We start from the raw sequence: 25,156 nt of genomic DNA, 5'->3' as shown, positions 1-25,156 counted from the left end.
ATTAACCGCATGCATCATCAGGACATCTCTGAAAAATACCGTAAGTTTTTACTGGAGGTACGCCTCTCCGGAAAGGTATACTATACTGTTCATGGTGCAGACACGTCCGATGCATCATATGATGATAAATGGCTGACGGATACAGATGACAACATACTGTTGTTTTCTTCTCCGGATGATCTGTACGCTGAAATTCTGCGTATGGATGAGACATTTGACAAAACACAGATGCAGACATGGGCCGTGGCAAGATTGGGGAGTAATGAACCATACGCTATGGTGGACCTGGATTTGCTGGAAAAACCAGGGTTGCATCCGGATACTGATCTCTTAGCAACTATTTATCTCACTTTACAACTGTTGAAGGACTACGCCATTCAGGCAGATGATCAGCAGTTGTTGATGCTGTTCGAAGGTAATGTCATCGAACGTTTTATCGATTTTATCGCTGACTATGCAGTCTGGGGTAAAAAAATACCGGAGAAATTAACGATAGATACTAAAACACTGTTCCCGGTTTTGAAAGCGCTTTATGCCCGATTGTTAGAGAAGATAAAAATCAGCTAGCGATCCCCTTGCTATATGAAGAAAAATACTACTGTAGATAAATCAACGTTTACGGAAAAACGCAAGGCAATTAACCCTGTACTTGTTCGAGAGGCCGATCGCCTATCGATCGTATCTTCATTTTCTCCCGGAAGAATAATCGTGTTGGCAGCCATGATAACATTCCTGTTGCTCTGTAGCTGGCGTATTTGTCAGACTTCAGCGGTGGGAATAGTTTGGTTCGTTTTTCCTGCCTTATTGTTATTCTTTGTAAGGGCGTTATGGATTGATCTGGATGCGGTGAGTGAAGTAACAATCGACCTGAAAAGCAAAGAGGTGACCGTTCGAAAGCGCAATCCGCTGAGAAGATTGTTCCTTCGTGCTGAATGGCATTTTCATGTCCGCGATATTCAAACAATCAGGAAGAAAAAATCCATGGTCCGTGTGCCTTACAATGTGTGGTATTTGTCAGCGGTGCTCTATGACAGAAAAAAAACAGTGCTGGTTGTTGCGCGGGAAGAGGGCGGTCTGGAAAGGATAACAGGGGTACTGAATGAGATGATCTATCGAAGTGGAGGAGGAAAAAGATAGTGTGTTCAATGAAAGTAGGGTGCAGTCTATGAAAAATAAAATTGTGGAAATTCTAGGAAGGATAAATCAAGTGCTGCCCTATCTTGTTTTTGGGACAATAATTTGTCTGGGTATCAGTTATAGTATGATGCGTTACAGGCTAAAACAACATTATGTTCTGACTGTTGGAACGGTACAAGAATATAACATCAATCCCAGAGGTCCCGGTGGTTCGGTCAAGTACTCTTATAAGGTAAAGGACAAATTATATTATAGCACTGATGTCTATCCCGAAATACATCGCTCCGGAATGGACAGTATCGAGGGTAAACAATTCCCGGTTGCTTATGATACAACAGATGTGGGCAACTGCCAGATATTAATTACGACTAAAAGGTTTAAACAGTTTTCTATCCCTTTCCCCGATAGCTTGTCATGGGTAGAGGAGTATGAAACTGATTGGTAATAACAGACATTAACATTAAATAACACTCCCCACCCCACTCTGGCACGCTTTTATCATTATTACCTCCAGGAACCCGAACTGCTGCAGGGTTTGAGGGAACCGCCAATGCATCACAACAAAAGTTTATGATTATGAAGACGTTAAAGTTTATCGTCATAGCGCTGGTGTTGGTGGGGGGATTAAGTAGCTGCCTGGTGGTCCATGACCGCCCGGGATATTACCACCGCCCGTATTATCATCATCATCACTATGGACATTGGTACAGGTAAAAAAACGGGGATACCGTGATCGGTTCCCCCGTATATAACCACCTTTTTTTCTTATGCTTTCTGCGTTCACAGAAACCAACCATTGATATTTTATAGCTTGCCGGACAGCGCTGATCCCAGCGCTGTTTTTAAATCATTCTCAGACAATACGCCGGTATGGCGCCATATTTCCTGGTTGTCTTTCATGAGCACCAGGGTAGGCACGGCCATAATATGGAAACGGCTTGCCAGATCTTCTTCCTGATCAATATCAATGCGGCTGACATGGAGCTGATTGCTCATTTTTGTTTCCACCGTGTTGACGATGGGCGTCAGTACTTTGCAAGGATAACACCAGTTGGCAAAGAACTGTAGTAAAGTTGCGTGTTGCTGGCTCATATCATCTCATTTTTATACCAGCAAAATTAGGCAGGGGAGCCGGAGAAATCGTGATACGTTCCGCCGGGGTTTTGGTACAAACAGCAGTTTTTTAACTGTTATGATGCCGGTGCCCGTGGCGGTACTGCATGGGGGTGATACCTGTATGTTTTTTGAAGAACCGGCAGAAATATGACTGATCAGCAAAATTGAGATGACCGGCAATACCGGCAATGGTCTCATTGCTCTGAATCAGCTGCGCTTTGGCTTCCGTGATCAGCTGCCGGTGGATAAAGCTGCTGGCCGGATGGCCCGTGATTTCTTTGACGGTGTCATTCAGGTGATGCGGATTCACAAACAACAGTTTGGCATAATCTGATACCTGTTTGTAATCCTGGTAATGTTTGGATACCAGGTTTTTAAAAGACGCTACCAGCTGCTCTTTACGGGGCATGTGCGGATCGCTGTCACTGTGCTGCGCCAGGAATATGCGTTCTGTTTCTATCAGTAACACATTGAGGTATAGCCGTACCAGCAGGTCATCGTTGAATGTCTGCCGGTTGCAATGTTCTTCCTTTAACTTGTTGAACAAGCCTGCAACCATGTCTGTTTCAGCAGGGGAGAGATGGATAAAAGGTTTTTTATCATGCTGGAAGAAAGGGTACTGATGCAGCTTGACCTGATTCTTCAGGCAAAGCAGGAAATAGTCCGCATCGAAGATGCAGTGATAACCTGTTACGTCTTCGCTCCAGTGGTGAATGGCATGCAGCTGGCTCTCCGGAATAAAATACAAAACCCCCGGTTCGAAGGTATAGGTATTGTAGCCAATGGTTTCCTGCACACTGCCGCCTGTCAGCAACACCATGGAGTAGAACTTCCGGCGGGTGGCGGAAAAAGTTTTGTTTTTATGCAGGCGCTTCAGCTGTTCCAACGTGGCTATCTCCAGGAAATTGCTGGTCTGTTGCTGTGCAATATTATCGCAGGCCTCGCAGAAAGAGTGCGAGGGGCTGGATAGGTATTCCTGTTTGAAGTCGTGTGGGTTGTTTACTTCCCGGAAAGTATTTTTCAGATAACTCATCTTCTTACATTGTCATGGCGGTTGGGTACCCTCTCAGGGCCCAGTCCTTGTATCCGTCATCAAATTTCCTGGCTTTATAGCCTTGTTGCGTGAGCAGGGTCACGGCCTCTTCTACCAGCATACAGAGGGAGCCGCGGCAGTAGGCCACGATCTCCTGTTTTTTGGACAGTTCGCGGATACGTTCCTGCAACTGGTCCAGCGGAATGGAGATGGCGCGGTGTATGTGCCCCCGGTGATATTCATCTTCCGGTCTTACATCCAGTACGATCACATCGCCGGCCTGTACTTTATCCAGCAACTCTTCTGCGGTGACTGCATCGCCATTATGGTAGCCTTTGCGGTAGTGGTCGATCGCCTTTTTTACCGCTGTATTGTGCGCCATGCCCAGCTCCCGCAGGGATGTCCAGGCGGCGTATACATTTTCTCCGGTCAACTGATAGTAGATGTAATTGCCTTTGCGGCTGATGGCTACCAGTTGCGCATTTTTCAGTACCTGCAGGTGCTGGGAGGTGTTGGCGATGGTCATGCCCGTGTAGCGGGCGATAGTCTCCACCGTGAAGGGGCCTTGCGCCAGCAGATCAATGATCTCCATGCGGTGCGGGTTGCCCAATGCTTTCGCGGTTTTGGACAGCTCCGCATAAACAGTGTCTTTGAATTTTCTCGCAGCTGTTTTCATAAGCTGCAAAAATACTGAAAATTCAACTATTCAAGAATTTTATTGAATGGTTGAGGTTGTGTTTGCTTTGTACTACCTTACGAGGATATGTTACCGGTAACATTACCGCCGCTACGGTGCCTATCTGAAATGGCTACACGTAAAAACTACAGCGCTGCTTTACGAAAACCTTTCAGCAGCAGAACGAGCCCGCATATGGTCAATACCGCCGCTATGAGATAGGGCATACCAGGGAAGTACACCGGCGAAGTACGTGCGGTAGCCCAGGCAAAACTGCTGGTCAGCAACGGCGGCGCCAGTAAGGTGGTCAGTCCCATGAGGCTGCCCAGTGCTCCCTGCAGCTCGCCCTGCTCGTTGTCCGGCATGGCGCCGGCTATGATGCTTTGCATCGCAGTGCCCTGTATGCTGCCGGCGATGTATATAACAAGGGCAGGTAGCAATACCCACTGCCATCCGGCAAAAGCAAACAACAGGTACCCAATGGTCATACATAACAGCCCGATAACAGCCATCTGCCGGTCACTGAGCCGTGTGGTCAATGTGCTTACCAGCCATGTTTGGGACAGGATGGACAATACGCCGACAAACGCCAGCGAATAACCCACCAGCTGATTGCTCCACTGGAATTTTTCTATGGTGAAGAATGCCCATACACTTTCCATACTATGTGTGGCGAACGATATCAGCAACATGGACAGTATCAGTGACTTGACCAGCGGGAACCGTGTCAGGTGCCGTAAGGCGCCCAGTGGGTTGGCCCTCTTCCAGTCAAAAGCCCGGCGATGTGCCACTGGCAGAGACTCAGGGAAAAAGGAATATCCCAGCAGAAAATTGAAGAAGCTGAGCGCCGCTGCGGCGATAAAGGGCATATGGGTGCCCCACCGCGCCAGTGATCCACCCAGTACCGGACCGATGATGAAACCAAGGCCGAAGGCGGCATTGATCAGCCCATAATAACGGGTACGGTTTTCGTCGGTGCTGATATCAGCCACACAGGCGGAGGCAACGGCATAACTGGCGCCGGTGATGCCGGCAATGGCACGGCCCACAAACAGCCAGGTCACATTGGGAGCAAAAGCCAGAAACAAACAGTCAATGGAAAACCCCAAGAGGGAAGACAGCAGCACCGGACGTCTGCCGTAACGGTCGCTCAGTCCGCCCAGCACCGGCGCGAACACAAATTGCATGGAGGCATAGGCAAAAGCCAGCCAGCCGCCGTAACGGGCTGCTGTACTGATATCAGCATGAAGCAGTTCGCGGAGCAGCTGAGGAAGTACCGGGAAAATCAAACCAAAACCGGCAGTGTCTATCACTACTACCAGCACGATGAATAGTAAACGGGAAGGATGATATGCAGATTGCATATGAATACAGGAGGTAAAAGTTGAAACAAATAAATACAGAAAAGACGCCTGGCAATAGGAGGGCCGGGTCGGTAACAGGCAGGATGCCTGCGAAGTAGGTTGAAAGAGTTATCTCATAGCGGCAAAATTAACAGGAAATTATCTTCCTCCAAAAAAAATTACGCGGTAGTTATCTTGTCATAGGCGCAGGCGTGCGCACTCACGATGTTCGCCGATCGGAAAAAGACGACGCCCGGTTTATCTGGAAACATCTATGGTAAACAATGTCAATTGGTATACTAAAAGGGGTTTTGAGGTATATCAAACCCTGCAATTTGGGCATGAAGACGTCCACCTGTTAAGAACAGGAACAGTGAATGCCTGAAAAAGAATAGGTCAGTTCACCTGTGTATCTCCCGGGTAATACCGTTTATTTTTTTCTTCTCTCCATTTCACGAACATTATGTGTTGAACAAATTCTAAAAACTGGTAGTCATCTACCAGCATGTTGAGCGTCAATCCTTCCGGGGAGCCGGTATCTTTTATACGGGCTTGTTCAAAACGGGTTAGTTTCTCCTGTAAGGCGGCGGTAAGGGATTTGACCAATTCTGGAAAGACCTGGAACGTTTCCTGCATAATGTGTTGGCCCATAGGAGTTTGTTTCAACTCCTGGATACGCTGGTGCGTTAAAGGGGGCAGGGTAACGCCGGTCTGCGGAATTTTTTGGCCTGTCATCATTGTTTTAGTTTGCGCTTTCGGTTATTCGGGTTAATAGCCAGGCTTTTATAGCCTGTTGATATGGATTAGAGTGCCGATTTCATAAAAGGTTACAAAATGTTCCCATTTTTTGTAACTTATTTTCACTTTAACCATCTAATAACTATCTGAATGAGTATTATTCAACCTATTGAGACACTTACTGACAATGAAATTATCGCCAGGGTGCTGGCTGGAGAGAAACGGTTATATGAAACGCTGATGCGTCGTTACAACGCCAGTCTGTTCCGGATCGGGATGTCTTTCCTGAACAATGACATGGATACGGAGGATATGATGCAGCAGACCTATATCAACGCCTATCAGCACCTGGACAAATTCCGGCAGGAAGCGACTTTTGCTACCTGGCTCAAAAGGATTATGATCAATGAGTGCCATCAGCACCTGAAAAAAGCGAAGCGGGCAGCCAGCGAGGATATTTCAACTGTGGAGCAAGGTCAGGATATTGCCAAAACTAAAACACCTGTGGACTCCGTCATTAACAAAGAGTTGGGCGAGGTGCTGGAGAAAGCACTGCTGAGTATTCCGGAAAAATACCGGGCCGTTTTCGTGCTGCGGGAACTGGAACAACTCAATGTGGCCGAAACAGCCAAAGTACTCGATATCTCGCGGGTAAATGTAAAAGTCCGCCAGATCAGGGCCAAACTGATGCTGCGTGAACATATCTCCAACTTCTACAAAAACGATGTGGTATTCCCGTTCCACCTTATCCGGTGCGACAGGGTTGTCAACAACGTACTTCGGAAACTGGATATCGAATAAAGACAATATATTTTATAGAAGAAGACCGGTCTGCAAGGACCGGTCTTTTTTGTGTACGTCGGGCGATGATTTACCGCCGTCTGATTTTATATCGTTATGATGCCTGCATAAAATCAAAAGCGCCTTTACGCAGATTGATACCATATTCCAGGTATGCTTTCAGGCAGTCGAGGAAGTTGGCCCAGCCGAAAGTATTTTGGGAGAACCATTTTAGTCCTTTTTCATCCAGTGGCAGTTCACCTTCAGTGACGGTGACGAGTGTGCCGCCATTCTTTGATGGTGCCAGCCCTATTTTCACCCAGGTCATGTGACCAGCGGCGCCTTCCCACTCAAAATGGATTTCTTTGTCTTGCACGATTTTCTTTACCGGGATGTCATAATTGACATTTTCTTCGGCGAAACGCCATACCACTGTTTCTCCCGCTACCATCCGGCCGCTGCCGGAGGCGATAAAATAGTTGCTCATTTTCTGCGGATCAACGATGGCGTCAAAGACTTCCTGTGGCGGTTTGGCCATCTGCATGGATGCCGAAATGATCAATGGTCCCATAAGATATGTTTTTGGATGATAATAGCTGAAGTTACGTTAAAATAAAAAGCCCGCCAAAAGGCCATAGCGGCTTCTGGCGGGCTTTGTGTATAAAGAAGATTATATTCTGTTTAGTACTTCTTCTCCGATGGCATCGGTACCTTTGATCATATCGGCGGGCGTTTGTGCGTTGGCGATATCGCGGGTGCGGAAACCGGCTTTCAGTACCTGGTCTACCGCGTTGATCACCGCTTCGGACTCTGCTTTCATGCCGAAGGAGATGTCCAGCAGGAGGGCGGCAGAGAGGATGGATGCCAGCGGGTTGGCTACACCTTTGCCGGTGATGTCATGCGCGGAACCGTGGATCGGTTCATATACGCCGGTGCCATCGCCAACGGAAGCGGAAGCCAGCATGCCCATAGAGCCGGCTATCTGGGAGGCTTCGTCGGTGAGGATGTCACCGAAGAGATTGGCCGTCACCACCACATCGAAACGGCGCGGGTCCTTTATCAGCAGCATGGCGGTGGCATCTACGAACTGATGTTCCACTTCTACGTCAGGATATTCGGGCGCCATTTTCTGGATCACTTCACGCCACAGCCGGGAGGTCTCGATCACGTTGGCTTTGTCAACAGAGCAGAGTTTTTTGCGGCGGGTGCGTGCAGCTTCAAAGGCTTTGCGGGCAATACGCTCCACTTCAAAGCGGCTGTATTCCGCGATATCGAAGGCAGTGTCGCCATTGTTTTTACGGCCTTTGTCGCCGAAGTAGATGTCGCCGGTCAGTTCACGGAAGAAGAGGATGTCGGCGCCTTTCAGGATTTCCGGTTTGATGCTGGAAGCGTCGAGCAGTTCGTCAAACAGTTTGATGGGGCGCAGGTTGGCGTAAAGGCCCAGCTCCTTGCGCATCTTCAGCAGTCCTTGTTCCGGCCTTACTTTGGCGGAAGGGTCGTTGTCATATTTAGGATGACCTACGGCGCCAAACAGGATGGCGTCGGAGGCGCGCATTTTGGTCAGTGTTTCATCCGGTAGCGGGTTGCCGGTGGCTTCTATGGCGGCATGGCCTACGAGGGCTTCGTCATAGGTGAAGGTATGGCCAAAGCGGGCAGCGATTTTATCGAGTACTTTTTTCCCTACGGCCGTTACTTCCTGTCCGATCCCGTCGCCGGGAACAATTAAAATATGTTTGGTTGCCATGATAATGATATCAGATTAAGTTGAGCATTTTCTGGGTGGCCTTGATGGCAGACACGGTCTGATCACTGTCCAGTCCTCTTGTTTTGAACTCTTTGTTCTGGAAGCTCCAGGTAATGATGGTTTCGCACAAGGCGTCACTCTTACCACCGGGAGGGATGTGAACGGAATAGTCGGTGAGTGCCGGCAGTTCCCGTTTTTTCTTTTTGTATACTTTTTTCAGGGCATTCATAAAGGCATCGTACTGGCCGTCGCCTTGTGAATGTTCTTCAAAAAGTTCGCCTTCCACCGATATTCTGAGCGTTACAGAAGGATGGAGGTTTTTGGAATGGGTGAGCACATAGTTTTCTATTTTCACCTTTTCCTCTATCCGGCTGCTGTCCAGGATATCCGAGATGATGTAGGGGAGGTCGGCTTGTGTAACGACTTCCTTTTTATCACCCAGTTCGATGATGCGTTGGGTCACCTTTTTCAGGTTGGCGTCAGACAACTGTATGCCCAGCTGGTGCAGGTTGTTTTCGATATTAGCCTTGCCGCTGGTTTTGCCGAGTGCGTATAGGCGTTGACGTCCGAAGCGTTCCGGCATCAGGTCGCTGAAATACAGTTTGTTCTTTTTGTCGCCATCGGCATGGATGCCGGCCGTTTGGGTGAACACGTTGTCGCCTACCACTGGTTTGTTGGCTGGGATGCGGATACCGGAGAAGGTTTCCACCAGTTTGCTGGCGCTGTAGAGCGATTTTTCAGACACGGCCGTTTTAACGCCGGGCAGAAAATCGTTGAGTACAGCGATGGCGCTGGCGAGGGGCGCGTTACCGGCCCTTTCGCCCATCCCGTTGACGGTGAGGTGGATGCCATGTGCGCCGGCTTTCACGCCTTCGAGCACGTTGGCGGTGCCCAGGTCGTAGTCGTTGTGGGCGTGGAAATCGACATGCATTTGCGGGTACCGTTGTACGATCTCGCTGATATATTCCTGTACTTCGCCGGGCGTGAGTACGCCGAGGGTATCCGGCAGCATCACTCTTTTAACGGGCTGGTGTTGCAGGAAATCGAGGTATTGATATACGTAGTCGCGGGAGTGGCGCATGCCGTTGCTCCAGTCTTCGAGGTATACGTTGCAGTCCAGTCCTTTTTTGCGTGCGAGGGCGATGACTTCCGCTACGTCCGCAAAGTGTTCTGCCGGTTTTTTCTTCAGTTGGTGGGTGAGATGGTTGAGTGAACCTTTCGTGAGGAGGTTCATGACTTTGGCGCCGGCCTGCAACATCCATTGTACAGACACGTCGCCGTCAACGAAGGTGAGTACTTCCACCTTGTTGAGCAGGCCGTTCGTCTTCGCCCATTTGGTAATGGCTTTCACGGCTGCCAGTTCGCCTTCCGACACGCGGGCGGAAGCGATTTCTATCCTGTCCACTTTTACTTCTGTGAGCAGGACCTGGGCGATGGTCAGTTTTTCCGATGGCGAAAAGGAAACGCCGCTGGTTTGTTCACCGTCGCGGAGGGTGGTGTCCATTATTTCAATGTAGCGCTGCTGTACTGGCATAAGGCTGAATAATTATCGTTAATACATACTCTTGGTGGCGAAGGTTTTGATATCTTCTTTCATGGCCTGCAGGTAGTCGATGTCGTCGTAACCGTTGGTCATGTTGTGTTTTTTGTAGCTGTTGATATCGAATGTCTCGCTTTCGCCGGTAGCGGAGATGGTGATGGTCTGTGCCGGGAGGTCTACCACCAGTTCAGCTGTGGGGTTGCTTTCGATGGCGGTGAAGATTTTATGTAAAAACTCCGGGCTTACCTGTACCGGCAGGATACCAATATTGAGGGAATTGTTTTTGAAGATGTCAGCGAAGAAGCTTGACACCACGCAACGGAAGCCGTAGTCGTAGATAGCCCAGGCAGCGTGTTCGCGGCTGGAGCCGCTGCCGAAGTTTTTACCGCCGACCAATATTTTGCCGGAGTAGATCGGGTTATTTAAAACGAAGTCATTTTTCGGAGAGCCGTCGGCGTTATAGCGCCAGTCGCGGAACAGGTTGTCGCCAAATCCTTTGCGTTCGGTTGCTTTCAGGAAGCGGGCCGGGATGATCTGGTCGGTGTCCACATTTTCAATCGGCATCGGCACCGCCGTGCTTTTCAGTACCGTAAATTTATCGTAAGCCATGTTGTTGTTTGTGTTGTTAAAGGATGACAGAAAGGGATCAGATCAGTTCACGCGGGTCGGTTACCACGCCGGTTACAGCGGCAGCCGCGGCTACCAATGGGCTGGCGAGCATCGTGCGGGAGCCGGGGCCCTGGCGGCCTTCGAAGTTGCGGTTGCTGGTGCTGACAGCATATTTGCCGGCCGGGACCTTGTCGTCGTTCATGGCGAGGCAGGCGGAGCATCCGGGCTGGCGCAGCTCGAAGCCCGCAGCGGTGAGGATGTCGAGGATGCCTTCTTCACGGATCTGTTGTTCTACGATGTGTGAGCCGGGAACGATCCAGGCGGTCACGCCGGCTGCTTTTTGGCGTCCTTTTACGATGGAGGCGAAAGCGCGGAAGTCTTCAATGCGGCCGTTGGTACAGCTGCCGATGAACACATAGTCCACTTTTTTGCCCAGCATGGGTTCCTGTTCCTGGAAGCCCATGTATTGCAATGATTTTTCGTAGCTGGCTGCGCTGCCGCCGGCTTCCTGTGCCACCGGGATGCGTTGGGTGATGCCCATGCCCATGCCGGGGTTGGTGCCGTAGGTGATCATCGGTTCGATGTCGGCAGCGTTGAAGGTATATTCCTTATCGAAGGTGGCACCTTCTTCTGTTTTTAATGTTTTCCAATAGGCGACAGCGTTATCCCAGGCAGCTCCCTGCGGGGCTTTTTCGCGGCCTTTGATGTAGGCGAAGGTGGTGTCGTCCGGGGCAATGATACCGCCGCGGGCGCCCATTTCGATGCTCATGTTGCAGACGGTCATACGGCCTTCCATGCTCATTTGCTCAAATACTTCACCGGCATATTCCACGAAGTAACCGGTGGCGCCGGCAGCGGTGAGCTGGGAGATGATATAGAGGGTCACGTCTTTAGGGGTAATGCCTTTACCGGTGGTACCGGTAACGGTTATACGCATTTTCTTCGGTTTCTGTTGCATGATGCACTGGGAGGAGAGCACCATTTCCACCTCGGAGGTACCGATACCGAAGGCGATAGCGCCAAAAGCACCGTGGGTGGAGGTGTGGGAGTCGCCACATACAATGGTCATGCCTGGTAAGGTGATACCATTTTCCGGTCCTACCACGTGCACAATACCATTGCGGGGGTTGCCCAGTCCCCAGTGGGAGATCCCATATTTAGCGGTATTGGATTCCAGTGCTTTCAGCTGGTTGGCAGAGAGCGGGTCCTGTACCGGCAGGTGCTGGTTGATAGTGGGCGTATTGTGATCTGCTGTAGCAAAGGTTTTTTCGGGGAACATTACGCTCAGCCCCCTGTTTTCCAGTCCCAGAAAGGCTACCGGGCTGGTTACTTCATGGATGAAGTGACGGTCAATAAACAACACATCAGGACCGTCTTCGATTTTCCTGACCGCATGCGAATCCCATACTTTGTCAAATAAGGTAGCGGGTATTTTGCTCATTTTCATAATTTTAAAGGTAGGTGCTAAATTCTTAAAAAATATCCAGATATTCTTATGATTGTCATATTTTTTCTAAAAAGAAGTGTAAATGGATGATTATTGTTTGGTGAGTGGGTGGTTTTTGTTTGGTTTAAAATATTGATTGTCAATGTAATAATTAAAATAAAATACATGACAAAAGCTTCCTGACAATGCTTTTTGGGATGTTTATATTGTCATTTAAGTGTCATGTGATGCAGTGGAGGCTACATTCACGGTTGCAAATAATTGGCAACGCTAACGGCGCCGGTTAAACGAGGAGAGATGGACGACGCGTTGGAGGGAATGCGTGATTCGTTCGGAGAAAGATGGTTGAATAGTTCGGGTAGCAGGTAATGTCTCGGGGAGAAATGTGCGATTCGTTCGGAGAAAGACGGATGAATCGTTCGGGGAAAATGGTTGAATAGTTCGGGTAGTAGGTGATGTGTCGGGGAGAAATGTGCGGTTCGTTCGGAGAAAGACGGATGAATCGTTCGGGGAAAATGGCAATTCTTTGGGGAATGGGCGAATCGTTCGGGGTTCCCAGGGCTGAAGCCCTGGGCTACGATGTTATTCAGGTCCTTTCAAATAATGGGTTCTTTCGTTTGTGCCTGGTGGTATGTTGCTTCATGTTGTAGCGGCAATTTGTTATGTGCAAAACTAACACGAGGGAATTAAAATTGAATAATGTCAACGTCAACAGGAACCAACATGACTTTAACCTGCGATGGTAATCCGCCTAAATGATAGCATTTACCTTCGAAGGAAATTGAACAACAACGTAGCCCAGGGCTTCAGCCCTGGGACAGAAATGCGCAGCCGTTTATAATATCTCCAGATTTTTGGCTTTATACCCCTGGAGGGCTTCGCTGCCGGCGGGCAGTTCGGTGATGAGGTAATGTATGTCCTGCAGATCGGCGATCTTCATTTTCATGGAGCTGTTGAGTTTTTCTGATATGGCCAGGATGGCTACTTTATCGGCAGCTTTGATCATGGCTTTCTTCACCTGGATGGTTTCCCAGTCGGCGTCGGTGAGGCCATTGACCGGGTCAATGGCATTGGTGCCGATGATACACAGATCGGCCTTGATATTGGACAGGTATTCAAACACTTCACCGCTGACGGTCATCTGGCTGTAGGCAGAGATTTGGCCACCGATCACGATGGTTTTGATCATGGGCTTGTCCAGCAGTTCCACGGCAGACAATACATTGACCGTAATAAACGTGGCCCGCAGCGTGGGTGGTATCTTTTTAATGAACTCGCGGATGGTAGTGCCGCCGCCGATGAGCACGATCATGTCATCGCGCAGCAGTTGCAGCGCTTTTTCGGCAATGACCAGTTTGTTGGTCTGCGCATAGGTCTCCGACTCGTGGCCATAATGATAGGCAATGGACATGGCGCCTCCCTTGATCTTCACGACTTCCCCGTCTTCCGCCAGCTCGTTCACATCCCGGCGGATGGTGTCTTCAGAAACATTGATCAGGCTTACCAGTTCGCTGTAAGTAATACGGGTATGGATGTTTACCTGCTGAATGATAAGCTGTTTCCTGGACTTTTTCGTGAGGGAAACCGGGGGTATCTGGTCCTGTGTGTTCATACTATCCATAGCATCTGATAAATTCAAAGGGTGATGATAGACAAAAAAACGGGCATATGCAAAAAACGCACCGCTCCTTTTTCGCATGGCCATAACATGGGTCTGAGACAAAAATAGCAGAACCAGCAGAATTTTGCACTTTTGGAAGATAAATAATTTTTCTGCACTTTTTGTAAATGATTATATTGTTGATAATTAATCAATTGTATTGATATTAGCTTATTGTTACCATTGTTTTTTGCAGGTTTACTGCAAAATCATTGCAAATAATTTGCAGTTTTCGCAAGAATCCCTATTTTTATCCCTGTAATTTCCGCATTATTTGAAGAACTAACTATCAACCAAACCACATGATGAAACATATCATAACAGTGGCCAACTTTCCGAAGATATTCCTGCCACTCCTGGGCCTGTTATTTTCTGTCTGTAGCTATGCCCAGTCCGATCTGGTATCAGGAACCGTCACCAGTGCAGGCGACGGACAAAAAATCATCGGCGCCTCCGTGTCGCTCGTCGGCGCTAAAGGCATCGGCGCCCTGACCAACGAAGCCGGTCAGTTCTCTATTAAAATACCTTCTTCCGTTACCGGTGAAATCACCCTCGCTGTCACCTTCGTGGGCTATGACCGTAAAGAGGTAAAAGTCTCCAGGGGACAGTCTAACATCAACATCCAACTGGCAACTAATACCAAAGCACTAGGTGAACTGGTGGTCACCGCACTGGGTATCAAAAAAGAGAAAAAAGCACTGGCGTACGCCGTCACTGAAGTAAAAGGCAGTGAATTCACCCAGGCCCGCGAAATCAACGTGGCAGACGCACTCACCGGTAAAATCGCCGGCGTGAATGCTTCCAGCCTCGCCAGCGGCCCCGGTGGCTCCAGCCGCGTGATCATCCGTGGCAACGGCTCCCTCAACGGTGACAACCAACCACTGTACGTGGTGAACGGCATGCCCATCGACAATACCACGCAAAGCACCGTCATCAGCGGGGCTTCCAATGGTCTCAACTATGACCGCGGCGATGGTATCGCAGGCATCAACCCTGACGATATCGAATCCATCACCGTGCTCAAAGGCGGTCCGGCTGCTGCCCTCTACGGCGCCCGCGCTTCCAACGGCGTTATCCTCATCACTACCAAAAAAGGTGTGGCACAGAAAGGTATCGGCGTAGACTATAACACGACCTACACCCTGGAAACACCGTCCATTATTCCTGACTGGCAATATGAGTACGGCGCCGGTGAGAAAGGCAAAAAACCTACCACCAAAGCGGAAGCTATCGCGGCAGGCCGCCTCTCCTGGGGACCGAAAATCGATGGCAGCAACGTGATCCAGTTCGATGGGGTGGAACGCCCTTACGTGGCCCAGAAAAACAACATCAAAAATTTCTATAACACAGGTAACACCTTCACCAACACCCTGGCGTTCTCCGGCGGCAACGAAAACACTAAATATCGTGTATCCCTCTCCGATATGAACAACCGCAGCCTGGTACCCAGTCAGACGCTCAATAAAAAAATCGGCTCTGTCAGCATTTTCTCCAACCTGGGCAAACGCCTCTCTATTGAAGCTTACGCACAGTACAACGTGGAAAAGGCCAAAAACAGAAGCAGCGTCTCCGACGCGCCCGGCAACGTTAACTGGGGTACCTACATGATCGCCAACACGGTAGACATCCGTAACCTCGATCCGGGATATGATGCCAACGACAAAGAAGTGGAATGGAACCCTTCCGGTTTCGCTTCCAACCCCTACTTTGTAGCTAACCGCTTTCGTAACAACGATGACCGCAAACGCTTTATCGGTAATGCCAGCATCAAATACAACCTGCTGGACAACCTCTTCGTGCGTGGTCGTGTAAGCCATGATTATCTGAACATCAACTACACCGGTATTGTACCTACTGGTACGCTTTTCGCTCCGAAAGGCCTCTATCAGCAGTACAATACCATCGCCACTGAAACTAATGGTGAGCTGACCATCAACTATCAGGGTAAACTGAGCCGCGATCTCGCCATCACTGCCATGGCTGGTGGTAACAGGCGTAAATCCATCTCAGACGGAACAAACCTGAACGGTACCGATTTCTTCGCACCCGGTTTCTATGACCCGTCCAACGTGGTAAGCCTCAACACCACCAACGTGAACCAACGGCAGGCCACTAACTCCCTGTTCGGCTCCGTGGATTTGTCATTCAAAGACATGTTGTTCCTGACCGCTACCGGCCGCAATGACTGGTTCTCAACTTTGTCGCCACAAAACAACAACATCTTTTATCCTTCCGTAGGCGCCAGCTTCCTGCTGTCTGAAGCAGTGAAAATGCCTTCCTGGATCAACTACGCCAAAGTACGTACGTCATGGGCACAGGTAGGCGGTGCTACGCCACAGCCTTATATCCTGCGTCAGACCTACTCCGTGCTTTCCGGTGGCGGCCACCTCGGTCAACCGCTGCAAACACCTACCCAGACTACCTCTCAGGGTAGCGGCTCTGGTTTGCTGCAAGCGCCCAACCCGAACCTGAAGCCACTGCTCTCCACTACTTTTGAAGCCGGTATCGAAGCGCGTATGCTCAACAACCGCCTGTCTGCCGACATCACGGTGTATAGCCGCAAAACAACCAACGATATCATGCAGGCCGCCATCTCCCCGGCATCAGGGTATAACTTCGCTATCCTCAACGTAGGCGAAATGAGCAACAAAGGTGTGGAAGTATTGCTGACCGGCGTGCCCATCAAACAGAAGAACTTCTCCTGGGACATCAGCTACAACATGGCGTATAACAAAAACGAAGTGTTGAAACTGACGGAAGGCATCAGCAGCCTGCAACTGGACGTGAGCGTTAACAGCTACGCCTATATTTTTGCGGAAATCGGAAAATCTTATAGCACCATCAAAGGCTTTAAAGTGCTGAAAGACGCCAGCGGTAATACGGTATACGACAAAGCAACCGGCTATGAAATGCGTACCGGCCTGACCGACCTCGGCACCGGCGTATCTCCGTTCTCCGCGGGTATCACCAACAACTTTACCTACAAACGTTTTAACCTGAGCTTCCTGATCGACGGTAAATTCGGTGGCCACGTATATTCCGCTACCAACCTGTATGCTACCCGCTTCGGTCTGAACAAGATCACCCTGCCCGGCAGGGAAGACGGTCTCACCGTTACCGGCGTGGACCAGGACGGCAAACCGTTTACCAAAACATTTACCTACGCTACCGGTCTGCAAGCGTACTACGACAACTACAAAAATCTCTCTGAGAAATTTGTATATGACGCCAGCTTTATCAAACTGCGTCAGGTGGTACTCAGCTACAACATTCCCGCGAAAGTGTTTGCCTTTGCCAAACTGCAGGGCGCTACCGTTTCTTTCGTAGCGAGGAACCTGTTTATCCTGTATAAGAATGCGCCCAATATCGATCCGGAATCAACCTTCAGCAACTCCAATGCACAAGGTTTTGAAATGTTCGGCGTGCCCCGTACCCGGAGCTATGGCGTAAACCTTCAGGTAAAACTTTAGTTCATTCTTAAAATTGATCAGCTCATGCAACGTATTGCCAGATATAAATTCATTTTGCTCTTAGGAGCGGTATTGGGGCTTGCTTCCTGTGATAAAGATTTTGAAGCGCTCAACGTCAACCCGAATGCTTCCGAAAAACCAAATATTGATTTGCTGTTCACGCAAAGCCTGCTGAAAGGTAACCTGCCATTGGACCGCGCTTATTTCTTCACGTCTTACCTGCATAGCGGCACGTATATCCAGCACTATGCCATCGCAAAAGAAATGGCCGGTTCCGGCGCCGGTGATAAATATTCTGTAAACGATTTCTATCAGAGCTTCTACTACCGGAACATCTATACGAATACCATGACTACGCTGGCTGAGATCATCGAAGCAGCGCAGGCGCCGGAAAATGTAAACAAGCTCGCCGTAGCCCGCCTCTGGAAAGTGCTGCTCATGCAGCGTATCACTGACCTGTACGGAGATGTGCCCTACAGCGAAGCTACCCGCGGTAAATCCAATCTGTTCCAGCCTAAATACGATCCGCAGGAAGATATTTATGCTGGTCTGCTGAAAGAAACAGAAGATGCGATCAAGTCATTCGATGCTTCCAAAGCTACGTTTGGCAATGCAGACCTGATCTATAAAGGCAACATCGCCCAATGGAAAAAATTCGGTTACTCCCTGATGCTGCGACTGGCTATGCGTACTACCCGCGCCACCAGCACTAAAGTGATCGCAAAAGACTGGGCCCAGAAAGCGGTAGCCGGCGGTGTGATCACCGACGCGGCAGATAACGCAGTAGTAAGATATTCCAACGGTCCGCAGACTTATAACAACAATCCTATTGCTTTTGAACTGGTGAACCAGGACTATGTACCTACCTCCAAAGGCGCCAGCAACCAGGAATGGGGCAAATTCAGCAAAACGTTTATTGATTTTCTGAAAAACCATAATGATCCGCGGCTGGGTGTAGTGTCCGTGGTATGGACCAACGGCAGCCCGGATACTACCGCCGCTTTACAGAAAGGTATGGCCAACGGTACTGATGTGAAACCCGCTAACCCGGCTTCCTATTCAGAGCCTAACCCGGCTACTATCCTGAACTACGCTTCACCGCTGCTGGTGATGACCAACGCAGAGATGAACCTGCTGCTCAGTGAAGTGGCATTGCGTGGCTGGAGCTCCGGTGATAAAGTACAGCTGTATGCCAATGGTGTGACCGCTGCCTTGCGCAACTGGAGCCTGTTTGGTGCTGCCGGTACCATCGCGCCGGAACGTATCAGCCAGTATGTGGCAGACAATGCCCTGAATCCTGGTGGTTCTTTCGACGCGCAGATGGAGCAGATCCATACGCAGTTCTGGGTAGCGCTGCTGCTCGATGAACAGGAAGCTTACGCTAACTGGCGTCGTACCGGATACCCGGTGCTGGTGCCCGTGAACTATACCGGTAACGTGACTGGTGGCACTATCCCGCGCAGACTGCCTTACTCTCAGACAGAGCAGGGTATAAACGGGGCCAACTACAACGATGCCGTAAAGAGACAAGGACCTGATTTATTAACAACCAGAATGTGGTGGGATAAATAATCATGAAAAGAGTATTCCTGTTTTCTGTACTCATAACGGTTCATACATGCCTCCTCGCACAAGGGAAAAGGGTTGCCGCTCCGGCAGCCCTGATTCCTTTGCCGGTAGCGGCTTCCTGGACAGCCGACAGCGCTTTTATTACCGCCCACGCGGCAATAAAGGCCATGCCCGGCCTGGAGCAGGACGCAGCCCTGCTGAAATCGTATATGCAGGCCGTTAGTGACCGTCCGGTAAATGGCCGTATGTCCGCTACCGTTAGCTTGTCAATAGACTCGCTGGCGGTGAAACAGCCGGAAGGCTACCTGTTGCAGGTAACACCGCAGCAAGTGAGGCTGACGGCACATGATGCAGCCGGTATCGGTCATGGTATCGCTACGTTGCGGCAGCTGTGGAAACCAGCAGCCGGCGGGGGACTGGTACTGCCGGGAGCGATGATCACCGATTATCCCCGCTTTGGATACCGCGGCATGCACCTGGATGTAGGCCGGCATTTCTTTTCGGTAGACTATATCAAAAATTTCATCGACCAGCTGGCGCTGTACAAGTTCAACAATTTCCACTGGCATCTTACCGATGACCAGGGATGGCGCATCGAGATCAAAAAATATCCCCGTTTACAGGAAGTGGCCGCCTGGCGCGACCAGACCATGATCGGGCATAAAAAAGAACTGCCGCATCGTTTCGATGGTAAAAAGTACGGCGGCTACTACACACAGGAGCAGGTGAAAGAAGTGGTGGCCTATGCCGCTGCCCGGCATATCAACGTGATCCCGGAGATAGAAATGCCCGGCCACGCGCTGGCCGCGATGACGGCGTATCCGTCACTGGGCTGCACTGGTGGCCCTTATAAAACCGCCCAGTTCTGGGGCATCTTTGATGATGTGTTCTGTGCCGGTAAAGACAGCACCTTCCTGTTTTTGCAGGATGTGCTGGATGAAGTGATCGCCTTATTCCCTTCTTCGTATATCCATATTGGTGGCGACGAATGTCCCAAGGTGAGATGGAAACAATGTGCTGCCTGTCAGCAGCGGATGAAGGCGGAACACCTGGAAGATGAAGATGCCTTGCAGAGTTATTTCATCCGTCGTATCAGCAATTATGTAAACAGCAAAGGCCGTCGGATTATCGGTTGGGATGAGATCCTGGAAGGTGGGCTGGCGCCGGGTGCTACGGTGATGAGCTGGCGCGGTGTAGAAGGCGCGGTGATGGCTGCCAAACAAAAGCAGCAGGTGATCATGACACCGGAAGATGAATTGTATTTTGACCATTATCAGTCACTATATCCTGAGGAACAGACTGCAGCGGCTGGTTATACGCCACTGGAAGTGGTATATGGTTATGAGCCACTGGTCGCTGCCGGTGATACGGCGTTGCTGCCTTATATCGCAGGCATCCAGGGGGGAATTTGGAGCGAATACCTGTCTACAGAAACAAAGGCCAACTATATGATCTATCCCCGGTTGCAGGCAACGGCCGAAAGAGCCTGGTCGCCGGCAACCGTGAAGGATTACAACCAGTTCACAAAAAGGCTCGCTACGTTGACGGGTGACCGTTATACCACCTATAAAGAGATCAACTACCGGTTGGACAGTCTTGCCCGTGGAAGCCTGTATGTGACCTTGCATGCACATCAGCCGGGCGCGGTGGTCCGGTATACAACAGATGGTAGTGTGCCCGTTGCCGGTAGTCCGGCGTATAACGGTCGTATCCGCATTGCCCGCAGTACTGTGTTGCAGGCACAACTGTTTGTGAAAGGGAAGCCGGCAGGACGGCTGTTCCGTCAGCCGTTTGAAGTGTGCAAATCTACCGGGGCGCAGGTGACACTACAGGAACCGTCGAATACCAAATACAATTCCGCCGCTTCGTTGCTGGTGAATGGTATTGCTGGTACGCACCGTTTCAATGACGGGCAGTGGCTGGGCTTCTCCGCCCGCGACCTGCATGCGTTCATTGACCTGGGCAGCGTACAGGAAATAAAGCAGGTGGGTGCTAATGTGCTCAACTACCACTGGCAGAAAATGTGGGCGCCTGTTTCATTGGTGTTTGAAGTATCTGCCGATGGTAAAAACTTTGGGCGTGTAGCCGTGGCTGATAGTTTCCCGGTAAATGGCATTAATGCCGTGCGGTTAACCGTGAAACCGGTACGGGCGCGATATATTAAAGTGACTGCCGTCAGCAAGGGCGTGATCCCGGCCGGTGAATATGGCGCCGGGGGCAGGGCTATGCTGCTGGCAGACGAAATTATTGTTAACTGATGCTGTGCGTATTGATTCCACGTTAGCATTACATTTTTATACGGCATGGCATTTTTGATTGTTGTTTTATGCATCCTGTTGCTGATGGTATTGGTAACGCTCGCCAAATGCAACGTGTTTGTGGCTTTCCTGATAGTGTCTGCACTGGCGGGCTGGTGGCTTGGTATGCCATTGCAATCCATTACCGGCGCCATGCAGAAAGGCATCGGTGATACGATGGGAGGGCTGTTGATCATCATCATTCTGGGCGCCATGCTGGGCAAGCTGGTAGCGGAAAGTGGCGCAGCGCGGCAGATCGCGCAAACGCTGATTCGTTTATTCGGTACACGTTATATCCAATGGGCATTGCTGGTGGCTGGTTTTATCATCGGCATTCCGTTGTATTACGGTGTAGGCTTTGTGTTACTCGTTCCCTTGATATTTTCTGTGGTCTACCAATACAAGCTGCCGGCGGTATATATCGGGTTGCCCACGCTGGCGGCTTTGTCTGTCACCCACGGTTTTTTGCCGCCGCATCCGTCGCCGGTGGCGCTGGTGACACAGTTTCATGCCAATATGGGGCTGACGCTGGTATACGGCCTGATAGTAGCTGTTCCGGCCATCGTGGTGGCGGGACCATTGTTTGCCCGTTATCTGAAAAAGATACCTGCGTCGCCTTCTCCGCTTTTCCAGGCGCAGGAAACGCAGGCACAGGCTTTGCCCGGAGCGCTCAACAGCTTCCTGACAGCCTTGTTGCCCGTATTGTTGCTCGTTATTACTACCGGGTTATTACATACCACCCCGGTGAATTCGCCGTTGCACGGTTTGCTCTCTTTTGCCGGCGATGCATCGGTGGTGATGCTGTGCTGTTTGCTGATCGCCACTTTTTCGCTGGGCATTGCGCAGCGCAAGCCTTTGAAAGACATCATGAACATATACGCAGAATCGGTGAAAGACATTGCCATGGTGATGCTGATTATAGCCGGATCTGGTGCTTTAAAGGAAGTACTGGCTAGTAGCGGTGTCAGTGCGCAGATAGCCATGGCGATGAGCTCCTGGCATATCCCCGTGTTGGTGCTGGGCTGGCTGATGGCCGCCGTGATCCGCGCCAGCATCGGTTCCGCCACCGTGGCCGGCCTCACCGCCGCAGGTATGATGGCGCCGTTTATCGCCACCGGACAGGTGGACCCTAACCTCATGGTACTGTCAATAGGAGCCGGTAGCCTGATGTTTTCACATGTCAACGATGCCGGTTTCTGGATGTTCAAAGAGTACTTTAACATCAGCATAAAAGATACCTTCCTGTCGTGGTCCGTGATGGAAACTATTGTGGGTATCATGGGCCTGCTGGGGGTACTGGCGCTCAACGCGCTGATCGTTCATTAAGCATTTATTAAACCAGAATATATGGAAAACAAAGCAGCAGAAAAATTAAAAGCACTAGGGCTGGAATTACCACCAGCGCCAACGCCACTGGGCGTGTACAAACCTTTCCTGATTGATGGCAAGTATCTTTATCTGTCTGGTCACGGACCGGTGCAACAAGATAAGTCGCTGATCATTGGCAGGATAGGCAGTGAGATGGATATGGAGCAGGGCAAACTGGCAGCACGGCAGGTAGGCCTGACGATGTTGTCTACCATTAACACACATGTAGGGTTGGAGAAAGTGAAAAGGGTGATCAAAGTGTTGGGCATGGTCAACTGTACTCCTGAATTTGAACGGCATCCTTATATCATCAATGGTTGCAGCGAACTGTTTGCCGCCATTTGGGGCGAAGAAAACGGTATCGGCGTACGCAGCGCCGTGGGCTTCGGTTCCCTGCCAGACAATATCCCGGTGGAGATAGAAGCTTTGTTTGAATTGTATTAAGATGGCTGCAGCAGATGCCGGGGAAAATATTATCTTTCCCTTAAAATTTGGATCATGCAAAAGCGGGATGGAACAACAGCAGTCAGGTTGGCGGCTTTCGGTGAATTTCTGCTGAGGCTTCACAGCAACAGCGGCAAACGTTTCGGTCAGTCAGACGGATATATTCCCTATTACGCCGGGGCGGAGGCCAACGTATGCGTACTGTTGTCCCGCCTGGGTATATCCACGGAGTATATTACCCGGGTACCGGACAATGACCTGGCTGTAACAGGACTGCAACAGCTGAAAGGTCATGGCGTAGGCACCGGAAGGATTGTTTATGGCGGTGACAGGCTGGGGTTGTATTTTACCGAGTCTGGCAACGGCATACGCCCCGGGCGTGTGATCTATGACCGTGCCGGTTCGTCCTTCGCCACTTTGCAGCCAGGGGATATCGCCTGGTCATCTGCACTGGCAGACATCGATGTGTTTCACTGGTCCGGCGTAGCTGCCGCATTATCCGCCAGCAGCGCCGCTGTTTGTGCGGAAGCGCTGGAAGCAGCACGGGCAGCGGGCCTTACCATCTCGTCGGATTTTAACTACCGTGCTACGCTCTGGAAATACGGGCAGCACCCCTCTGCGGTGATGCCTGCGTTATTGCAACACAGCGATATGACCGTGGCAGATCTGGACGCAGTGAACGTATACTACAATATTGAAGCAGATAAACAGCTTTCACCGGAGAAAAGATTTGAGCAGTGCTATGACCAGTTGCGCCGGCATATGCCGAAGCTGAAAACACTGGCCATGAGCTTCCGGAAAATACAGGGCAACCAGCTCGTGTATTTCGGGGCGCTCGCACAGGGCGACCAGTATTATTTTTCAGAAGGATTTACTGTTCCGCAGGTTACCGACCAGATAGGCGCCGGCGATGCCTTCACAGCAGGCGTTTTGTTTGGCGTCATGAACCAGTACCCGCCACAGCGTATCATCGATTTCGCCGTGGCCTGTGGCACGCTCAAACAGAGCATCCACGGCGACTGGGCGCTGGTGAATGAACGGGAAGTGACCGACCTGATGGCCAACGGCCCTTCGGGAAGGATAGTACGATAACTACTTTTATTATGTTTACGATTGATGCACACCTCGACCTCAGTATGAACGCCCTGGAATGGAACAGGGACCTGCGGCAGCCGGTAATGGCCATCCGCAGCCGGGAGACGGGGCTACAGGATAAACCAGACAGGGCCAGGGGCGTAGTAGCTTTCCCTGAGCTTCGTAAAGGAAATATCGGCCTCGTAGTGGCCACGCAGATAGGACGTTATGTTGCGCCCGACAATCCTTTGCCCGGCTGGCATTCGCCGGAACAGGCCTGGGCGCAGACACAGGGCCAGCTGGCATGGTACAAAGCCATGGAAGATGCCGGTGAAATGGTGATGATCAAAGACCTGCCCGCATTGGAACAGCATATCGCCCTGTGGAACGATGGTACGCCTAATGACAACAAACCCATTGGATACATCCTTAGCCTTGAGGGAGCCGATTCGCTGGTAACGTTGGACCACCTGCACCGGGCGTATCAAAATGGCCTCCGTGCAGTAGGACCGGCCCACTACGGGCCCGGACGGTATGCCAACGGCACCGATGCTACCGGCCATCTGAATGAGCAGGGACGCCAGTTGGTCCGGGAGATGGAAAAGCTGAACATGATACTCGACGCCACCCATCTGTGCGACGACGCTTTCTGGGATGCCATGGATATCTTCAACGGAGCAGTATGGGCCAGCCATAACAACTGCCGCGCACTGGTAGATCACAACCGCCAGTTCAGCGACGACATGATCAAAATACTTGTCCAGAAAGGCGCGGTCATCGGTGGCGCACTCGATGCCTGGATGATGGTACCAGGATGGGTACGTGCCCAGTCCACCCCTGAGGCCATGCACTGCAACCTCGAAAAACTCATCGATCATATGGACCATATCTGCCAGATAGCGGGCAACTCCCTGCATGTTGGTATCGGTACAGACCTGGACGGCGCTTTCGGAAAAGAGCAATGCCCTTATGACCTGGAAACCATCGCTGACTTGCAGAAGCTACCGGATATGTTGTCTAAAAGAGGCTATAAAGCAGCAGATATTGAGAATATCATGCATGGGAACTGGCTACGGTTCCTACGTAATGCATGGAAATAACGCACGCGAAC

General features: G+C 50.6%; 23 protein-coding genes. 12 read left to right on the top strand and 11 right to left on the bottom strand.

Going from position 1 to position 25,156, the window contains the following annotated elements:
- Window positions 1-9 precede the first annotated feature (9 nt).
- The 4 genes from HHL17_RS25910 to HHL17_RS25895 all read left to right on the top strand — a co-directional run bounded on the left by HHL17_RS25910 (window position 10) and on the right by HHL17_RS25895 (window position 1,851).
- On the top strand, window positions 10-567 hold the full coding sequence (locus HHL17_RS25910) for a hypothetical protein (RefSeq protein WP_169227746.1): 558 nt from the start codon (window positions 10-12) through the stop codon (window positions 565-567).
- Window positions 568-582: 15 nt separating this feature from the next.
- Complete coding sequence (locus HHL17_RS25905; RefSeq protein ID WP_169227745.1) at window positions 583-1,137, top strand: hypothetical protein; 555 nt, start codon at window positions 583-585, stop codon at window positions 1,135-1,137.
- A 28-nt stretch (window positions 1,138-1,165) separates the two neighbouring features.
- Window positions 1,166-1,582 carry a hypothetical protein gene (locus HHL17_RS25900; RefSeq protein WP_169227744.1) on the top strand — a complete coding sequence of 139 codons (417 nt, stop codon included), beginning with the start codon at window positions 1,166-1,168 and terminating at the stop codon, window positions 1,580-1,582.
- Window positions 1,583-1,713: 131 nt separating this feature from the next.
- Window positions 1,714-1,851, top strand: coding sequence for a hypothetical protein (locus HHL17_RS25895; RefSeq protein WP_169227743.1), 138 nt, complete (start codon window positions 1,714-1,716; stop codon window positions 1,849-1,851).
- A gap of 90 nt (window positions 1,852-1,941) precedes the next feature.
- Here HHL17_RS25895 and HHL17_RS25890 read toward each other — a convergent pair whose 3' ends face one another.
- The 5 genes from HHL17_RS25890 to HHL17_RS25870 form a co-directional block, all read right to left on the bottom strand.
- On the bottom strand, window positions 1,942-2,229 hold the full coding sequence (locus tag HHL17_RS25890) for a thioredoxin family protein (protein WP_169227742.1): 288 nt from the start codon (window positions 2,227-2,229) through the stop codon (window positions 1,942-1,944).
- 91 nt (window positions 2,230-2,320) lie between these two features.
- The gene (locus HHL17_RS25885; protein WP_169227741.1) at window positions 2,321-3,286 is read right to left on the bottom strand and encodes a helix-turn-helix domain-containing protein; all 966 of its coding nucleotides are present in this window, start codon (window positions 3,284-3,286) and stop codon (window positions 2,321-2,323) included.
- A 4-nt stretch (window positions 3,287-3,290) separates the two neighbouring features.
- Window positions 3,291-3,962 carry an ArsR/SmtB family transcription factor gene (locus HHL17_RS25880; protein WP_169227740.1) on the bottom strand — a complete coding sequence of 224 codons (672 nt, stop codon included), beginning with the start codon at window positions 3,960-3,962 and terminating at the stop codon, window positions 3,291-3,293.
- A gap of 146 nt (window positions 3,963-4,108) precedes the next feature.
- Window positions 4,109-5,326 (bottom strand): TCR/Tet family MFS transporter, encoded by a 1,218-nt coding sequence (locus tag HHL17_RS25875; protein WP_169227739.1) that lies wholly within the window; start codon window positions 5,324-5,326, stop codon window positions 4,109-4,111.
- 375 nt (window positions 5,327-5,701) lie between these two features.
- Complete coding sequence (locus HHL17_RS25870) at window positions 5,702-6,043, bottom strand: hypothetical protein (RefSeq protein WP_169227738.1); 342 nt, start codon at window positions 6,041-6,043, stop codon at window positions 5,702-5,704.
- Between the two features lie 150 nt (window positions 6,044-6,193).
- Between HHL17_RS25870 and HHL17_RS25865 the strand changes: the two genes are divergently transcribed.
- Window positions 6,194-6,844, top strand: coding sequence for a sigma-70 family RNA polymerase sigma factor (locus HHL17_RS25865; protein ID WP_169227737.1), 651 nt, complete (start codon window positions 6,194-6,196; stop codon window positions 6,842-6,844).
- A gap of 94 nt (window positions 6,845-6,938) precedes the next feature.
- On the opposite strand, the gene HHL17_RS25860 is transcribed toward HHL17_RS25865, so the two are convergent.
- From HHL17_RS25860 to HHL17_RS25835, 6 genes are all read right to left on the bottom strand, one after another.
- A complete protein-coding gene (locus tag HHL17_RS25860; RefSeq protein ID WP_169227736.1) occupies window positions 6,939-7,394 on the bottom strand; it encodes an SRPBCC domain-containing protein in 456 nt (151 codons plus the stop codon).
- A 99-nt stretch (window positions 7,395-7,493) separates the two neighbouring features.
- A complete protein-coding gene (gene leuB, locus HHL17_RS25855; RefSeq protein WP_169227735.1) occupies window positions 7,494-8,567 on the bottom strand; it encodes a 3-isopropylmalate dehydrogenase in 1,074 nt (357 codons plus the stop codon).
- Between the two features lie 10 nt (window positions 8,568-8,577).
- A complete protein-coding gene (locus tag HHL17_RS25850; RefSeq protein WP_206156173.1) occupies window positions 8,578-10,101 on the bottom strand; it encodes an alpha-isopropylmalate synthase regulatory domain-containing protein in 1,524 nt (507 codons plus the stop codon).
- Window positions 10,102-10,119: 18 nt separating this feature from the next.
- A complete protein-coding gene (leuD, locus tag HHL17_RS25845) occupies window positions 10,120-10,716 on the bottom strand; it encodes a 3-isopropylmalate dehydratase small subunit (protein WP_169227734.1) in 597 nt (198 codons plus the stop codon).
- Between the two features lie 37 nt (window positions 10,717-10,753).
- Complete coding sequence (gene leuC, locus HHL17_RS25840) at window positions 10,754-12,157, bottom strand: 3-isopropylmalate dehydratase large subunit (RefSeq protein ID WP_169227733.1); 1,404 nt, start codon at window positions 12,155-12,157, stop codon at window positions 10,754-10,756.
- 841 nt (window positions 12,158-12,998) lie between these two features.
- Window positions 12,999-13,784: a DeoR/GlpR family DNA-binding transcription regulator gene (locus HHL17_RS25835; protein ID WP_240975966.1), complete on the bottom strand. Its 786-nt coding sequence runs from the start codon at window positions 13,782-13,784 to the stop codon at window positions 12,999-13,001.
- 341 nt (window positions 13,785-14,125) lie between these two features.
- On the opposite strand from HHL17_RS25835, the gene HHL17_RS25830 reads away from it, so the two are divergent.
- Genes HHL17_RS25830 through HHL17_RS25800 form a run of 7 tightly spaced genes read left to right on the top strand, consistent with a single transcriptional unit; the run spans window position 14,126 to window position 25,145 of the window.
- On the top strand, window positions 14,126-17,293 hold the full coding sequence (locus tag HHL17_RS25830; RefSeq protein ID WP_169227732.1) for a SusC/RagA family TonB-linked outer membrane protein: 3,168 nt from the start codon (window positions 14,126-14,128) through the stop codon (window positions 17,291-17,293).
- 24 nt (window positions 17,294-17,317) lie between these two features.
- Window positions 17,318-18,865 (top strand): SusD/RagB family nutrient-binding outer membrane lipoprotein, encoded by a 1,548-nt coding sequence (locus HHL17_RS25825; protein WP_169227731.1) that lies wholly within the window; start codon window positions 17,318-17,320, stop codon window positions 18,863-18,865.
- A gap of 2 nt (window positions 18,866-18,867) precedes the next feature.
- Entirely contained in the window at window positions 18,868-21,120 is a 2,253-nt protein-coding gene (locus tag HHL17_RS25820) for a glycoside hydrolase family 20 protein (protein ID WP_169227730.1), read from the top strand.
- A gap of 45 nt (window positions 21,121-21,165) precedes the next feature.
- Window positions 21,166-22,485, top strand: coding sequence for a gluconate:H+ symporter (locus tag HHL17_RS25815; protein WP_169227729.1), 1,320 nt, complete (start codon window positions 21,166-21,168; stop codon window positions 22,483-22,485).
- 21 nt (window positions 22,486-22,506) lie between these two features.
- Window positions 22,507-22,971, top strand: coding sequence for a RidA family protein (locus HHL17_RS25810; protein WP_168872885.1), 465 nt, complete (start codon window positions 22,507-22,509; stop codon window positions 22,969-22,971).
- A gap of 54 nt (window positions 22,972-23,025) precedes the next feature.
- Window positions 23,026-24,063 (top strand): sugar kinase, encoded by a 1,038-nt coding sequence (locus HHL17_RS25805; RefSeq protein WP_169227728.1) that lies wholly within the window; start codon window positions 23,026-23,028, stop codon window positions 24,061-24,063.
- 11 nt (window positions 24,064-24,074) lie between these two features.
- A complete protein-coding gene (locus tag HHL17_RS25800; protein ID WP_169227727.1) occupies window positions 24,075-25,145 on the top strand; it encodes a dipeptidase in 1,071 nt (356 codons plus the stop codon).
- The last annotated feature ends 11 nt before the right edge of the window (window positions 25,146-25,156 follow it).

This window comes from Chitinophaga fulva (assembly GCF_012927205.1).
GTDB lineage: Bacteria > Bacteroidota > Bacteroidia > Chitinophagales > Chitinophagaceae > Chitinophaga > Chitinophaga fulva.
The sequence above is the reverse complement of the archived record's forward strand: the minus strand, read 5'-3'. Positions and strand labels throughout refer to the sequence as shown.

Coding starts and splice junctions, on each gene's coding strand:
- HHL17_RS25910 (WP_169227746.1), top strand. CDS start 10: ATGCATCATCAGGACATCTCTGAAAAATACCGTAAGTTTTTACTGGAG.
- HHL17_RS25905 (WP_169227745.1), top strand. CDS start 583: ATGAAGAAAAATACTACTGTAGATAAATCAACGTTTACGGAAAAACGC.
- HHL17_RS25900 (WP_169227744.1), top strand. CDS start 1,166: ATGAAAAATAAAATTGTGGAAATTCTAGGAAGGATAAATCAAGTGCTG.
- HHL17_RS25895 (WP_169227743.1), top strand. CDS start 1,714: ATGAAGACGTTAAAGTTTATCGTCATAGCGCTGGTGTTGGTGGGGGGA.
- HHL17_RS25890 (WP_169227742.1), bottom strand. CDS start 2,229: ATGAGCCAGCAACACGCAACTTTACTACAGTTCTTTGCCAACTGGTGT.
- HHL17_RS25885 (WP_169227741.1), bottom strand. CDS start 3,286: ATGAGTTATCTGAAAAATACTTTCCGGGAAGTAAACAACCCACACGAC.
- HHL17_RS25880 (WP_169227740.1), bottom strand. CDS start 3,962: ATGAAAACAGCTGCGAGAAAATTCAAAGACACTGTTTATGCGGAGCTG.
- HHL17_RS25875 (WP_169227739.1), bottom strand. CDS start 5,326: ATGCAATCTGCATATCATCCTTCCCGTTTACTATTCATCGTGCTGGTA.
- HHL17_RS25870 (WP_169227738.1), bottom strand. CDS start 6,043: ATGATGACAGGCCAAAAAATTCCGCAGACCGGCGTTACCCTGCCCCCT.
- HHL17_RS25865 (WP_169227737.1), top strand. CDS start 6,194: ATGAGTATTATTCAACCTATTGAGACACTTACTGACAATGAAATTATC.
- HHL17_RS25860 (WP_169227736.1), bottom strand. CDS start 7,394: ATGGGACCATTGATCATTTCGGCATCCATGCAGATGGCCAAACCGCCA.
- leuB (WP_169227735.1), bottom strand. CDS start 8,567: ATGGCAACCAAACATATTTTAATTGTTCCCGGCGACGGGATCGGACAG.
- HHL17_RS25850 (WP_206156173.1), bottom strand. CDS start 10,101: ATGCCAGTACAGCAGCGCTACATTGAAATAATGGACACCACCCTCCGC.
- leuD (WP_169227734.1), bottom strand. CDS start 10,716: ATGGCTTACGATAAATTTACGGTACTGAAAAGCACGGCGGTGCCGATG.
- leuC (WP_169227733.1), bottom strand. CDS start 12,157: ATGAGCAAAATACCCGCTACCTTATTTGACAAAGTATGGGATTCGCAT.
- HHL17_RS25835 (WP_240975966.1), bottom strand. CDS start 13,784: ATGGATAGTATGAACACACAGGACCAGATACCCCCGGTTTCCCTCACG.
- HHL17_RS25830 (WP_169227732.1), top strand. CDS start 14,126: ATGATGAAACATATCATAACAGTGGCCAACTTTCCGAAGATATTCCTG.
- HHL17_RS25825 (WP_169227731.1), top strand. CDS start 17,318: ATGCAACGTATTGCCAGATATAAATTCATTTTGCTCTTAGGAGCGGTA.
- HHL17_RS25820 (WP_169227730.1), top strand. CDS start 18,868: ATGAAAAGAGTATTCCTGTTTTCTGTACTCATAACGGTTCATACATGC.
- HHL17_RS25815 (WP_169227729.1), top strand. CDS start 21,166: ATGGCATTTTTGATTGTTGTTTTATGCATCCTGTTGCTGATGGTATTG.
- HHL17_RS25810 (WP_168872885.1), top strand. CDS start 22,507: ATGGAAAACAAAGCAGCAGAAAAATTAAAAGCACTAGGGCTGGAATTA.
- HHL17_RS25805 (WP_169227728.1), top strand. CDS start 23,026: ATGCAAAAGCGGGATGGAACAACAGCAGTCAGGTTGGCGGCTTTCGGT.
- HHL17_RS25800 (WP_169227727.1), top strand. CDS start 24,075: ATGTTTACGATTGATGCACACCTCGACCTCAGTATGAACGCCCTGGAA.